17 protein-coding genes and 3 pseudogenes are annotated in these 12,044 nt (G+C 47.0%); 5 read left to right on the top strand and 15 right to left on the bottom strand.

Annotation, left to right across the window (positions count from 1 at the left end):
• Positions 1-164, bottom strand: a 164-nt coding sequence (locus FOI68_RS22320; RefSeq protein WP_370512168.1) for a transposase, incomplete at its 3' end; no start/stop codon positions are given.
• A gap of 128 nt (positions 165-292) precedes the next feature.
• Complete coding sequence (locus tag FOI68_RS24320; protein WP_143864372.1) at positions 293-535, bottom strand: phage terminase small subunit-related protein; 243 nt, start codon at positions 533-535, stop codon at positions 293-295.
• Between the two features lie 122 nt (positions 536-657).
• On the opposite strand from FOI68_RS24320, the gene FOI68_RS22310 reads away from it, so the two are divergent.
• The gene (locus FOI68_RS22310) at positions 658-1,320 is read left to right on the top strand and encodes a hypothetical protein (protein WP_143864371.1); all 663 of its coding nucleotides are present in this window, start codon (positions 658-660) and stop codon (positions 1,318-1,320) included.
• Positions 1,321-1,328: 8 nt separating this feature from the next.
• On the opposite strand, the pseudogene FOI68_RS22305 reads toward FOI68_RS22310, so the two are convergent.
• The 3 genes and pseudogenes from FOI68_RS22305 to FOI68_RS22295 form a co-directional block, all read right to left on the bottom strand.
• A pseudogene (locus FOI68_RS22305) lies at positions 1,329-1,564 on the bottom strand (hypothetical protein).
• A gap of 138 nt (positions 1,565-1,702) precedes the next feature.
• Positions 1,703-2,996 (bottom strand): annotated as a pseudogene (locus FOI68_RS22300) (site-specific DNA-methyltransferase).
• Between the two features lie 219 nt (positions 2,997-3,215).
• Positions 3,216-3,710 carry a hypothetical protein gene (locus tag FOI68_RS22295; protein ID WP_143864370.1) on the bottom strand — a complete coding sequence of 165 codons (495 nt, stop codon included), beginning with the start codon at positions 3,708-3,710 and terminating at the stop codon, positions 3,216-3,218.
• A 196-nt stretch (positions 3,711-3,906) separates the two neighbouring features.
• Here FOI68_RS22295 and FOI68_RS22290 point away from each other — a divergent pair, with 196 nt between their 5' ends.
• Positions 3,907-4,329, top strand: a complete 423-nt coding sequence (locus tag FOI68_RS22290; RefSeq protein WP_143864369.1) for a hypothetical protein — start codon at positions 3,907-3,909, stop codon at positions 4,327-4,329.
• Between the two features lie 354 nt (positions 4,330-4,683).
• On the opposite strand, the gene FOI68_RS22285 is transcribed toward FOI68_RS22290, so the two are convergent.
• The 5 genes from FOI68_RS22285 to FOI68_RS22265 all read right to left on the bottom strand — a co-directional run bounded on the left by FOI68_RS22285 (position 4,684) and on the right by FOI68_RS22265 (position 7,561).
• A protein-coding gene (locus FOI68_RS22285; RefSeq protein WP_221935134.1) for an IS3 family transposase occupies positions 4,684-5,807 on the bottom strand; the annotation gives its coding sequence in 2 pieces (ribosomal slippage) (positions 4,684-5,558 and positions 5,558-5,807; 1,125 coding nt in all).
• 64 nt (positions 5,808-5,871) lie between these two features.
• Positions 5,872-6,348 carry a sigma factor-like helix-turn-helix DNA-binding protein gene (locus FOI68_RS22280; protein WP_143864368.1) on the bottom strand — a complete coding sequence of 159 codons (477 nt, stop codon included), beginning with the start codon at positions 6,346-6,348 and terminating at the stop codon, positions 5,872-5,874.
• Between the two features lie 21 nt (positions 6,349-6,369).
• Entirely contained in the window at positions 6,370-6,591 is a 222-nt protein-coding gene (locus tag FOI68_RS22275; RefSeq protein ID WP_143864367.1) for a hypothetical protein, read from the bottom strand.
• Between the two features lie 100 nt (positions 6,592-6,691).
• Positions 6,692-6,898, bottom strand: a complete 207-nt coding sequence (locus tag FOI68_RS22270) for an XtrA/YqaO family protein (RefSeq protein WP_143864366.1) — start codon at positions 6,896-6,898, stop codon at positions 6,692-6,694.
• Between the two features lie 279 nt (positions 6,899-7,177).
• Positions 7,178-7,561 carry a hypothetical protein gene (locus FOI68_RS22265; RefSeq protein WP_143864365.1) on the bottom strand — a complete coding sequence of 128 codons (384 nt, stop codon included), beginning with the start codon at positions 7,559-7,561 and terminating at the stop codon, positions 7,178-7,180.
• Positions 7,562-7,696: 135 nt separating this feature from the next.
• Here FOI68_RS22265 and FOI68_RS22260 point away from each other — a divergent pair, with 135 nt between their 5' ends.
• Entirely contained in the window at positions 7,697-8,353 is a 657-nt protein-coding gene (locus FOI68_RS22260; protein WP_143864364.1) for a CPBP family intramembrane glutamic endopeptidase, read from the top strand.
• A 63-nt stretch (positions 8,354-8,416) separates the two neighbouring features.
• Here FOI68_RS22260 and FOI68_RS22255 read toward each other — a convergent pair whose 3' ends face one another.
• From FOI68_RS22255 to FOI68_RS22245, 3 genes are read right to left on the bottom strand one after another with little or no spacing between them, the layout of a single operon-like run.
• Positions 8,417-8,695: a hypothetical protein gene (locus FOI68_RS22255; RefSeq protein WP_143864363.1), complete on the bottom strand. Its 279-nt coding sequence runs from the start codon at positions 8,693-8,695 to the stop codon at positions 8,417-8,419.
• Between the two features lie 24 nt (positions 8,696-8,719).
• The gene (locus FOI68_RS22250) at positions 8,720-8,956 is read right to left on the bottom strand and encodes a hypothetical protein (protein ID WP_143864362.1); all 237 of its coding nucleotides are present in this window, start codon (positions 8,954-8,956) and stop codon (positions 8,720-8,722) included.
• A gap of 27 nt (positions 8,957-8,983) precedes the next feature.
• Positions 8,984-9,409, bottom strand: a complete 426-nt coding sequence (locus FOI68_RS22245) for a BC1872 family protein (protein ID WP_143864361.1) — start codon at positions 9,407-9,409, stop codon at positions 8,984-8,986.
• A gap of 509 nt (positions 9,410-9,918) precedes the next feature.
• On the opposite strand from FOI68_RS22245, the gene FOI68_RS22240 reads away from it, so the two are divergent.
• Entirely contained in the window at positions 9,919-10,140 is a 222-nt protein-coding gene (locus FOI68_RS22240) for a hypothetical protein (RefSeq protein WP_143864360.1), read from the top strand.
• Between the two features lie 110 nt (positions 10,141-10,250).
• Positions 10,251-10,808 carry a DUF3231 family protein gene (locus FOI68_RS22235; RefSeq protein ID WP_081656594.1) on the top strand — a complete coding sequence of 186 codons (558 nt, stop codon included), beginning with the start codon at positions 10,251-10,253 and terminating at the stop codon, positions 10,806-10,808.
• Positions 10,809-10,879: 71 nt separating this feature from the next.
• On the opposite strand, the gene FOI68_RS22230 is transcribed toward FOI68_RS22235, so the two are convergent.
• Positions 10,880-11,713, bottom strand: a complete 834-nt coding sequence (locus FOI68_RS22230) for a DNA adenine methylase (protein ID WP_143864359.1) — start codon at positions 11,711-11,713, stop codon at positions 10,880-10,882.
• 29 nt (positions 11,714-11,742) lie between these two features.
• Positions 11,743-12,044: pseudogene (locus FOI68_RS22225) on the bottom strand (hypothetical protein); the annotation flags it as partial.

Below are 12,044 nucleotides of genomic sequence, written 5' to 3'. Positions count from 1 at the left end.
ACCTTTTTCTTGCTGTAGCCGTTCCGGCTGTTGGTGGTTTTCTTGTTTTTCGTGTCGTGCTTGGCGTAGCCAAGAGACGTCTCCAGTTCCGCCTCCAGCATCTCCTGAAGGGTCTCGGCAAACAACTCCTTCAAGGCCGACTGGACGTCTTCCACCGATTGCATGTTCTTTTCCTTGATCCACTGCTTGAGTTGCTCTTTGGACATCAGGCTCATGGGCTCTCCCAACCTTTCTTTGAATTCATTGTACCCTATTTTGAAGGTTAGGAGTTTACACAAAATAGTTTATAGACTCAAAAGTGCGGCCAAGGCAAAAGCGATAAAAGTAATTTTATACAACGATTGACTCTCTTTGTAAGGAACGGATCAAACCGTTCCAGCCTGCAGACAAAGTTCCGAAATGGAACAGGGTCTGCGGGCTTTTTTGTTAAATAGAGTGGCCGCTTTTCTGAAAGGATGTCAACCTTCATATTTCCGTTGTGTTCGAGCCAGATCTGATAGGCCCGGTCACGGTTGGGATTTCTCTCTCGTGGCATTACATTTCACCCCACCTCCAGCGGTTGTTGAGTTGAGTTTGTTTTTGGATTTTTAGTATCTACGAAACTGCAACAAGCTTTTCGCGTAGAATTATTAAAATCATTTGAAAGGATGAAATCAATTGGACATTAAAGACATCCCTTCCTTCATCCAGTCATTTGTTCTTGTTATGGCAGGACTTTTCACGCTAGTTCACTATACATTCAAACTTTCGAGCAAAAATACAAAGTTTGAACGCGTAATAGAAGGTATGAGACTTCTGCCTTCCTTTGCTGCAATCTCAATAATTACGGTTATGTTATTTGTAATTACTCCCATCGTTAGCGGAACAATCTTTACACCACCAGCGATCATTTTATTAGTTATAAACATAATTTTTATTTTCTTGGGCATGGTGTTATGGTCATTCACAAGAAAAATAAAAGCTAAATGGATATCCGTACTAATTTTCTTGTTATTCGTTTTCTCGGTATCGATCGACTTAATGATTTCAAAGCTGTATTTCCAACAGATAAATTTGTTCACGATATTGTACGAATTGTTCGCGATCATGTACCTCTTTATACCAGCTATACTCAGCGTTCAAAACTGGATGTTCTCTGATATAAAAAAATCCAAAATGATTTTTATTTTACACGATGAGGAATTTGAAGCTGAAGTATTATCTGAAACAGCGAGAGGTGACTATCTAGTAAGGAAAACAAATGATCCCCTATATGAATATTGGGTAAACCGTGATCAAATAAAAATGATAAAAATCCCAACTCCTCGGAGTGGCATATAGAATAACATTTAGTAGTCAACCTTCTGTAATTCGATATCTAACTCTATTAGCTTTTCTTCAGGTCATTGACCGTTTTAATCTCGATGTGGCCAGATTGAAAGTCCTTCACCCATTTTGCGATGGCTGCTTGAACAACTTTTCGATACTTGGCCTTGGATTCCAGAATCCCCTCGATCACTTCGACTTCATGCTGCAGCAGAAGGTCGTCAGCATCATGATGAGAACGTTTGTTTCTATTTTTCATTGAGACACCCTCGGCTTTCCGGTAAAATGGAAAACGAGATAGCGAGTAGGGGAATCTGCGGCCGCAGGGTTTCGCTATCTCAGCCGGGGGTGTCCCTGGTGGCTATGGGAGGACGTTGCAGCGTCCTCCTTTTGCTGTTTATGCGGCTTCCTGCTGTCTGCTGACAAGTACCGGTTCGATGCCGGTCGCCTCATAGAAGCGTCGCTTAATGACGTCGCAGAATTTCGGGTCTAACTCCATGGTCCTGCAGATACGTCCCATCTGCTCGCAAGTCATGAGGGTGGATCTGCTGCCACCGAACAGATCAACGACGACGTCGCCCTTTTGACTGCTGTTCCCGATCGGAATGGCCAACAGATCAAGCGGCTTCTGTGTCGGATGAACGTACTTGCTCACGTCACCGCGGGACACTTCCCATACCGTTTCCGGCTCCCGTTGTTCACCAGGTAGTCCGGCCCGCCAAACCGTCGTCTGCTTCCGATCCCCATACCATGCCGGTGACTTCCCTTTCAGATGAGCATAGAACACCGGCTCATGCTTGTATTTGTACTGCGCAAAACCAAAGCTGGCCGCGTTCTTCACCCAAATGCACTGAGTCCGAACGACGATTCCAGCTTTATTCATGGCGTTCTCAAATTCCCGCTGGTAGAGGGAAGGGTGGAAAACGTAGATGGCCGCTTTCGGGTCCATGATGGCCGAGTAGTTGGCAAACACGGCGTCCAGGAAAGCGACGAACTGTTCCAGCGGCATGTCGTCGTTGAGGATACTCTCTCCCATCCGCAGCCAATTCCGCCGAGTCACTTTCAAACGCGACATTGTAAGGCGGGTCGGTCACGACCAGCGCGGCCTTCTGCCCATCCATCAACCGATGTACATCCCGCTTGTTTGTAGAATCTCCGCACATGAGAACATGCCTGCCAAGCCGCCAAACGTCCCCGTACCTGGTCTCCGGTTCCTTGATCTCGTCCAGCGCCTTCTTGACGTCGAATCCATCATCCTGGACTGGTTCCTCCACTTCGATGTGCTGATACTCAGAAAGCAGCTCCTTGACTTCCTCTTGGTCGAAACCAGTAAGCGTGACGTCCAGATCGCTCTCCTGCAGCTCAGCCAGCACCTGGGCCAGCTTCTTCTCGTCCCAATCGCCTCTGATTTTGTTCAGGGCGAGATTGAGAGCCTTCTCCCTGGTCTCGTCCAGGTCAACTACAGAAACCTCTACCTCGGTGGCTCCCTGCTCGTTGACGAGGATTTTGTACCGCTGATGGCCACCTACGAGGTTCCCGGTTCGTTCGTTCCAGACGAGTGGTTCGACGTAGCCAAAATCCTCGATCGACCGTTTCAGCTTTTCGTACTCGGGATCTCCCGGCTGCAGGTCAATCCGTGGATTGTACGGCGCCGGGTTGATCATCGAAACGGGGATTTTTCGTATTTCCATGCTGTTTCCTTCCTCCGTGGCGATAGATATAAGAATAAAGAATATTGCCAGCCCACAAACGGCTGAACCCCTTGCCCCGCAAGGCTTGAAGTCCATTTTTTGAGCGCTACGAGCGTATCACTTTTTACCCCAAAAAGTATACGTTTCGTATCACTGCCAAAAACGGGGTTGAGCCTTAGAGCAACAAGGTTTCGCGGCATCTTGGCTTCTGGCAACCCCCTATTCAGAATTCGGGTCTTCGCCGGCTTCTGTGATCTCCTGCCTGAACAACTGCAGCAAGCTGGTTTCCGCCTCCTTCCCATTGAGGGAATACAGCGGGTTGATTGCCAACGCCGTCCTACCGGCAATGTCGGTCCACCGGAGAATTCGCTGCTCAATGAACGTCCTGACGATCTTCCGTGCCTGGGAATATGAACAGTCAGCGATCCGGGCCAGTTCCTTAATCGTGAGCGGTACGCCTTTCTGTCCGCGCTCATTGTCCCCCAGCAGGAGATTGGTTCCCTCACTGGCATACGGCGCGATCTTCAACAAAAAACCAGCCTCGGCGAGTGACAGCTTTCTGAGCCGTCTCTTTGCCTTCTGGCTGGCTTTGATCTTCACGAATTTTGCGCTGCGGCCGGCTGGCCGGAACACTTTGACGATCTCGTCCGGGCGCCGGAGGACTTGCTCCTCGTAGAATACCTCTCCCGTTTCCGGGTCGATAAATTGCCGCACTACACGTCACCCACTTCCAAAAAGAAAAAGCACCTCGCTTTGGTGCAATGAAACCCAACAATACCCTTGTAATGAATAATCTATATTTATATTAATTCTGGTAGATTTGTGACAATTTATACTAATCACTTTACAATACGAAGTGTATTTGGTAAATTTTTGGTATTCCTAAATTTTACTTTTATGGAGGGTTATTATGAAAAAGATTGTATCTGGTATTCTCAGCGCAGCTCTTCTACTCAGTGTCGGAACTAGTGCGTTTGCCGCTACAACTTATTACGAATCCGAACCAAACAATTCCATGAGCACCGCAGATCCTATAAGCATTAATAACGGAGATGTAATCGTCAGAGGTGTATTGGATCCAGTTGAAGTTGATGATTTTGATTACTTCAAAGTAACGCCCACCGCAACAAAACAAGCTAAACTTCAAATCACAAATTTGCCGGGCGAGACGATTATTATCAAAATCAGAAACTCTTCTGGTGAGATTCTTGATAGTACCTTAAAAGGCGGAGAGATCCTCGACTTTACGTTTGAAAAAGGAAGAACATATTACATCGTAATTGACGGCAACTATACAGAAGACTACAAACCTTACAACTTGAGCATCAACTAAGTTCTCTTTATCAAGAGATAACTCTTCTCAATATTGATTAAGTAGGGAAAGCCAACGTCCCAAGTTGCTTTCCCTATTTATCTTGATCCATTATTAAATGTCACTCTCCTTGAGCCTTATAGTCTTTCTATTGGTATGATGCAGTTAGGCGAGTCACTCTAGTTCGTTCGGTTCCATGGTTTGAAGAAAAATCCCCCCGTTTCCGAGGCAGCAACTGGAGGGGTTCATGCGCGAAAGAAAAAACTCCTTTCACTTATAGGTGGCATTCGCACGACAAAAAACAGCCTCATCCAACAAGGAAGAGGCTGTTCATCACTCGTTCCGATATTTTTTGTTTGGATTGTCAACACCTGACTAGACAGATTTCTTAAGTGCCTTCTCTTTGTACGCTAATGGGCTTAGATATCCTAGTGTGGAATGAATCCTTGCTTCGTTAAACCATTTGACGTATGTTCCTAGCTCTTGCTTTAACTGAGATAGCGATTCAAATTTGCGATTTCTCACGAACTCGGCTTTGATTAGCTTAAAGGTTGCCTCCGCAACTGCATTGTCATAGGGACAGCCTTTCATACTCAATGAACGCTTGATCTTGAACGTGTTGATCACTTCATCAATCGTGAGATTTCTAAACTCACTGCCACGATCTGTGTGAAAAAGCTGGATTTGGCGTAGATCTCCTTTTACGCTTGCAAATGCTTGATAGACTAGTGCGGCATCTTTAAATTTTCCGCAGCTGTAACCGATGATCTCCCGATTAAATAAGTCCACGAGCAAACAAATATAGTGCCATTTATTTGCGACCCGAACGTATGTCAAGTCACTCACAACGGCTTCCAGTGGTGCTTCTTTCGCAAACTCGCGATTCAGTTCGTTCTGGATCGGCGATTCGTTACATGACGACATATGCGGTTTATACTGCGCCACTGTGTAGACCGAGACCAGGCCGTTTTTCTTCATCAGACGTCCAATGCGCCGTCTGGAAACCGTCATTCCCTCTTCTTGAAGTTTTGCTTTGATTTTCCTTGCTCCATACACGCGCTGATTCTCTTCAAAAATACGGATAATTGCTTGTTCCACTTCATCATTGACAGATGATTGCTCATTACTCTCGTAGTAGTAGGTACTCCTATTGACCTGAAGGATCTTGCACATGGCCGATATGGGATACTTATGAGCGTTTTGCTGGATTACCGTTATTTTCGTCCGAAGATCAGCGCTGCTTGCTTTAAAATATCGTTTTCCATCTTCAACCGTTGGATTTCCTTACGCAGCGCTATGAGTTCCTTTTCTTCCTCGGTTCGGTTGTCTTTTTCTTTGAAAGAACCTGTTGTTCTACTCTGTTTGACCCAACGGTCAAACGCAGATGCACTCAGATCATATTCTCTCAAAATATCTGCACGCGGTTTCCCATTCTCGTAAAGTTGAACCATCTGCTGCTTGAACTCGTCTGTAAATGACCGACGCTCACGTTTCTGCATGACATTCTCTCCGTTCCTTGTCGATTTGATTTCAATCTACTAGACCTTAAGAGAATTGTCCAATTCAGTGTAGCCGATCCAGTTGCGCGCGCTTGATGTGAGTGTCCACGCTACTCTTTGTAATGCCGAGCATATCCGCAATTTGTGAATGAGTGAAGTATTCTCCATGCGCAAGCACATAGCACTCCCGTTCCCTCTCGCTCAGTACGCACAGCGCGTCCTCAATTTGCTGCCGTTCCCACTCCGTCAAGTTCGCTGGACTGCCGGCCGTGCTACGAGCGACGAACGCCTGCATTCGGATCGGGTCCATAAGCCGTACCCGTTGTTGAGTAGCACGCCGCTCAATACCCCGTCGGTTCCCCGGGCGCCGGCCGGTCTCCAGCCACTCGATCACATACTCCACGTCGCCGATCATCTCCGACAGGAGTTGCCTCTCAGTAATCGCCTGGTTATCCAGTACCTTATCGCCTTCTCTGCGGGCCTCGTATGCCCGTTTCAACTGTCTACGTGTCTCTTTGTACTCCTTCAGCAAATCCTGCATGAGAACACCTCCCCAATGCGTCTATTTGCGTCTGTTACCACGATCTTTAAGGAACCGTCTCGGCCCGACGTCCCCCATCAGCCGCCGCACCTCGTCAAACGTCAGCACATCTGCCGGCTTCCCTCGTGCCCGCGGCCGCTGTTGCTGCAGCCGTTTCCTTGCACAATCCAGGTGCTCAGCAAAACTGATCGGCTCTCTCTCTTTCCTCCGCTTGTACTCCAAAATGTCCCTGACTTTCGCCACGGCTTGTCCTCCTTTTCGGCAAAATAAAAGAGGACGCCAGAACACACCCGTATTGGGTGATAGTTCTGACGCCCTCCCGTATCTCGGTATCAGGCAAGTATTAAAATAATTCGCTCTCTCGATAATCTACCTTGGCAATCTTTCCCTGACTTAATTTTACCACGGTTTCGCCGTGCTCTACCAGTGGGACCAGCTTGGCTTTTCCTTGTTTCGGGTCCACCAGGATCATGGCCGGCTCTTTTCCCACTGGGACCGTGATCGTCATTGTCTTTATATCGATTTTCAGTTCCTTGGCTCGTGTGCTCATCTTCCATTCCCCCTCGCGGATTGCCCGTGGTATAATTTTCTTGGCGAAGTTATTTGGCTCCCGGCAGGGGGCTTTTGTTTTGTCTACTCCTTTTCCTTAAACGCATACCTAAATGCTGAGAGCATAAACTTTAATCTTTTCGCTTCTTCTTCCTCGCTCATCTTTCTAGGCGGTACTATTGATCTGATTCTCACTTTGTAACATTCAACGCAGGCCGGCTTACCGTGTCTCCAATTTGTAGCTGCTTTTGATTCGCAGTAGTAGCAAATGTCCGCCATGCTACCCCTTCAACCCCAACTCTTTCAGCGTGTCGCTGGCTATTTTTCGCATTCGACGCGCCACTTGGATGTCTGTTCCTTCGCTTTCATACTCTTGAAAAACTCGATGTAACGCCTCGACCAGCTTTTTCTCGCGCTCGAACAACTCAATGGTTCTGGCTTGCTGCTTATCCCGCCAACCTTTCCAGACGGCCCCTTCAGCTCGTAATAGCTCCAGTTCCTCCCGTAGCCGATGGTTTTCCGCCATGAGTACTTGCCAGTCGTCAATTAACCGCAGGAAATCTCTCCTGACAGCCAGTACGCTACTGTCTAAGTCAAGCGGAAGTGTTTGATAAAACTCTCGTATCGCCGCGACTTCCTCCGACTTCATGTATTCATGGGTCATACTTTCCCCTCGCTTTACTCCTGAAATATTTAGTAAAATCATGTAACAAAACACTAAACACTTAAGTGAACTCCTGGATTTTATGCGAAAATATGGTATAGTGAAAAAATCATATTATTGAGAGGTATCTTCATTATGAATCCTTGGTCCCGAAAACAAAAAACGCTCACTGTAATCGCTCCTGCTCTTGTACTTTCACAAATCATCGTATTTCAGTTTTTGGTTTATTTTTTTGGGGATACTTTGGGATATTTACTCGGTTATGTCGTCTACTGGTTAGTTTGGTGTATACCCGTATCCGTTCTGTTCCTCAATAAAAACCTTTCAGGATTGTGGCGGTTACCCAAGAGCATATCTAATAAAACACATTGGATTGCTGCCACCCTAGTAGCCCTACCCGCTTTAGCAACCGGACTGGCCGTATTCCCTCGTTATGCACCTTCTGCCGGCTGGGAGGTCGTTCTGCTTGCATTGATTTTTGCTATTATCAATGCTCCAATAGAAGAACTTTTTTGGCGTGGAGTATTTCCGTCTGTTTTTCCAAAAAGCTTTTGGTTCGGCTTTTTGTATCCCACATTTTGTTTCGGAGCATGGCATCTGGCTCCCGCTTTGGCTAAAGATTCTGGTATGGAGGGAGGAACCCTAAGTTTTATAGGTGGCTCTCTTTTTATGGGAATCGTGTGGGGATGGTATTCCTACCGCTACAAAACCATCCTTCCGTCCACCGTAGCTCATGTGCTGACAAATCTGTTTGCATTCACCGGATTTCTATACGTCAATTGGTTCGTGTAACTGGTTCACGGCCCTTAGAGTCAAATACTTCAAGGGTATTTATTTTCCTAAAGTAATGTTATGTTAAGCCTTCGCCCAATCTGGCGCGTGATCCGGCACATAGTCCAGGAACCCGCCGAGCCTTTTTTCAAACCACTTGGCTCCGCAATACACAAACCCAAAGCCAGCGATGTCGATTTCTTCTCCGTTTGACATCTCGCTAATTTCTACATCAGGAACCCCGATCATCCGCAATTTCTCCCGGTTCTCCGCATTGTCCTCGACAAGCACGTACTCCAACTCTCCGAATGACGCCGAGTCTTCAATAACCGGTATGCTGTTAATCAACTGCAACTTATCCATTCCGATCCACCCCACTTTTCATAATTACCGTTTAGTTTCGTGTGTTGCCTTGTCCTTGGTATACGCTCCGAATGGAGTCAGCCGGTACTGCCCCCGTACATCAGGTTTCTTCTCAGCCAACCCTTCGCGAATCAATACCTTTAGTGGCAGATTGACGTATGATGCCGTGTGGTATCCTATCTTGCTTGCGATCTGCGTCGGCGTCTGCCACCCATTGGTCAATGCCAGCAGCACGGCCTTTTGCTTTTCAGTCAGTCTCATATCGGTCTTGCCTCCTTAACCGGTGTGCTAAGCGATTGCTTTAAGCGCAGCTTCGCAAATCCTTTCTGGCGTGATGTCATATATACAGTACATCGACAAAGCCTCTTGGAACTTATGCGAAGTAACCGGATCGGCTTTCGCCATTTTTTGTACAATCATCCACGCATCGGCTATGTTTTGGAGTGGGTTCCACTTGTATACGAGCGCCATCACTTCGCCACTCTCATTGCACCAAACAAAGTCGCCGTATTGATCTTTTTCATCTTTGGGGTGTAGTTCCCTGTGCCACCCCATCACCTTCGTTGCCAGGGTTTCAATGATTTGCTGTTCTTTGACTTCACTCCGTTTCTCAATCGCGCAGTTGTCGCAAATATCTGGCCTTCCTGTGTTAAGCAGGGCGATCTCCACGTCTATGTTGTATCCGCAAAAACGGCAGCTTGTAGTTTGAGCCATTATCCGTCACGCTCCTTATCTCAATAACTATTTTGTAAAATTAGAGGTCTAGTCACCTTTGATGTCAAACTAAATCAATCATGCGTAATTAGGTGGGTGAATCGATTTGACAAAGGTTCCTGTTGTCATTATTTTTCTTCTTAATTTTGTGATTGGTGTCCCAGCGTATCTCGTATTACAAATATCTGGTGTACTTTTCTTTGGAATCGGATTATTTGGTCCACCTCTCCATCCACCTGCATTTGAATATCGTGCCCTTGGAGTTTTGATAGCTGTAGGGTATTTATGTCTACCGTTATTGGGAACAAAGTGGTTGATTTCCGACTCCCCTTACAAATTTGAGTATTGGGTGGCATCCCTTTTTAGTTTCGCTGTGGGGGTGATGGTTAGTTTTATCATCTCGTGAGCAAGTTTTCACGTTACACATCGTGTTAAACACCTTAGACCTGCTCCCCAATGCAAGCCCTCCAATTTGGAAACACTATACGGTGATAGGAGGTCGAACCAACATGGGGGCTAATAAAACCAAGAAAACTATGCGGTTTTGGATATTTTCCGGTGTTGTTGCAATCGTCGCTTCACAGCTGCCACTATTACTGAAAAAGAAGCAACTCGACAATCAAGCGCAGCAGCAACAACAAAAAAGACCTTGGTGGATAAAGATGCTTATATGGGCACTTATAGCAGTTACAATTTGGATTGTTATTTGGTTGTTCAACATTTTTACTTAATCCATGCCCCCATTTAACAAATTGAAACTTGTATATAATTCCCATAATAAATCTCGAGCTCCCTGTAAAAGATACATTTGGGTCAAATCTTTACAGTTAGGAGAACCCAAATGGATCTTACAACTTTAATCAATGCTGGGAGGACAGTTATGGGAATTTTAAGCGGAAATCCACAAAACGAGCCAATGCATTACGGTGAAGTCTTTGGTGTTTGGAGTTACCTTACCGTAACCAAAGGATTGCTAGCAGGTTATCAAACATTCATTAACCACACTGGCGACAAGGATTTACGAACATTTCTTGAAGACTTAACGCAAAATATGAAGCAGGAAATCGAGCAAATTGAAAATTTACTCAAAATCAACGGAATTGGTTTGCCACCCTCTCCACCAGAACGTCCAACAGCAACTTTAGAAAGCATCCCTGTTGGTGCAAGGTTCAATGATCCAGAAATTGCAGCTCGTGTATCTTTAGATATTGCTGCTGGATTAGTATCATGCAGCCAAATTATGGGACAGTCAATTCGTGAAGATATTGGGATGATGTTTGGTCAATTCCATATGTCGAAAGCAACATACGGAGCCCGACTGTTACGTATTAACAAAGAGAAGGGATGGTTAGTTCCTCCACCACTTCATCTGCAAACACCCGAACCTGCCCATGTATAAAGATTTTCAAGAAGGCTACCCTAGACTTTGGGTGGCCTTTTGTCTTTTTACATGATGAGCATTGTGTTAAATCACCCTAGCTGCACACCTGGCAGCGAGAAGATCGTCTGCTGCCCCATCCGTTCGACCGCAACAGGATTGATCCAAAGGACTTCCGTTCGCCTTCTGCCGCCTTCTGCCTGGACGACTTTCGTCTCCCGATGCCAATGCTTTAATCGTTCATCGTACAAGGGATGGGCATACCCTGAGAGCAACACTGGCCCGGGATGGGCATCGAGAGAATCGAGCAGTTCGAGGTGGTCATCGTCGGTCATTTCGTGCCGGTACATACGGCCGTGCCGAGTCTCCATGAGGTATGGCGGGTCCGCGTAGATCAGGACATCCGGCCGGCGGTAGCGTTCGATCAGCTTGACTGCCGGCTGGTGTTCAATCTGAATCCCTTGCAACCTTTGAGCGATGACGACGATTTTTTCGGGCATTTCCATCCACTGCTTGGGCACGGTCTTATTCGGGCAATGGCTGACGTCAATGTTGTGTCTCCAGCCCGTTCTGTCACTTGTCTTCGCTCCGCGCGCCATCCAGCAGCGCACCAGGAACCGCCGGGCGTCCTCCAGCTCGTCGCCAGTCGTCTCGTAGCTGTCGTAATACTCCTGCCTGGAGTATGGCGTCCAGCGGATCTTTTCGGTCAGTTCCTCCGGCCGGTCCCGTATCACACGGAAGAGGTTTACCACTTGGCCGTCCAGGTCGTTCACCGTTTCGATCTTCGACGGAGCTTTGTTGAAGAGGACGGCGCCGCTGCCGAAAAACGGCTCCAGGTACGTTTCATGCTCCGGCAAATGCTCGATGATCCAGTCGGCCATGCTCCACTTGTTGCCGGGATAGTGCAATATCCGCGGGTATTTCATCCGACCACCCTCCCCTCATGCTGATGCTGTTACTTCGCCCGCTCATAGGTCACGTCTTCAAACCATTCGCTCAGGAGATATGCGCAGCCGGCCTCTTTGTGCTCGTGCTTTGGTTCAAACGATCCCAGGATGGCTTTTATGTGTCTGAGCGCCTTGCCAGTATCAATCCCCTCTTTCGGCACCCATTTGCAGTTCTTCAGCCCGCAGAAAAACCAGGTTGAAACGAGCTTGTCCACTTTGTTTGGCCATCCCTGTGTGAACGGCACTGTTAAAATCCTCAATAACGGCACTTGAAAATTCCCCACTTTCGGCAGAAAATCTCTCCCTGGAG

Source organism: Brevibacillus sp. LEMMJ03 (assembly GCF_007197875.1).
Lineage (GTDB): Bacteria > Bacillota > Bacilli > Brevibacillales > Brevibacillaceae > Brevibacillus > Brevibacillus thermoruber.
The sequence above is the reverse complement of the archived record's forward strand: the minus strand, read 5'-3'. Positions and strand labels throughout refer to the sequence as shown.

Coding starts and splice junctions, on each gene's coding strand:
- FOI68_RS22230 (WP_143864359.1), bottom strand. CDS start 11,713: ATGAAATACCCGCGGATATTGCACTATCCCGGCAACAAGTGGAGCATG.
- FOI68_RS22260 (WP_143864364.1), top strand. CDS start 7,697: ATGAATCCTTGGTCCCGAAAACAAAAAACGCTCACTGTAATCGCTCCT.
- FOI68_RS22270 (WP_143864366.1), bottom strand. CDS start 6,898: ATGAGCACACGAGCCAAGGAACTGAAAATCGATATAAAGACAATGACG.
- FOI68_RS22250 (WP_143864362.1), bottom strand. CDS start 8,956: ATGAGACTGACTGAAAAGCAAAAGGCCGTGCTGCTGGCATTGACCAAT.
- FOI68_RS22290 (WP_143864369.1), top strand. CDS start 3,907: ATGAAAAAGATTGTATCTGGTATTCTCAGCGCAGCTCTTCTACTCAGT.
- FOI68_RS22255 (WP_143864363.1), bottom strand. CDS start 8,695: ATGGATAAGTTGCAGTTGATTAACAGCATACCGGTTATTGAAGACTCG.
- FOI68_RS22280 (WP_143864368.1), bottom strand. CDS start 6,348: ATGCAGGATTTGCTGAAGGAGTACAAAGAGACACGTAGACAGTTGAAA.
- FOI68_RS22235 (WP_081656594.1), top strand. CDS start 10,251: ATGGATCTTACAACTTTAATCAATGCTGGGAGGACAGTTATGGGAATT.
- FOI68_RS22265 (WP_143864365.1), bottom strand. CDS start 7,561: ATGACCCATGAATACATGAAGTCGGAGGAAGTCGCGGCGATACGAGAG.
- FOI68_RS22240 (WP_143864360.1), top strand. CDS start 9,919: ATGGGGGCTAATAAAACCAAGAAAACTATGCGGTTTTGGATATTTTCC.
- FOI68_RS22245 (WP_143864361.1), bottom strand. CDS start 9,409: ATGGCTCAAACTACAAGCTGCCGTTTTTGCGGATACAACATAGACGTG.
- FOI68_RS24320 (WP_143864372.1), bottom strand. CDS start 535: ATGCCACGAGAGAGAAATCCCAACCGTGACCGGGCCTATCAGATCTGG.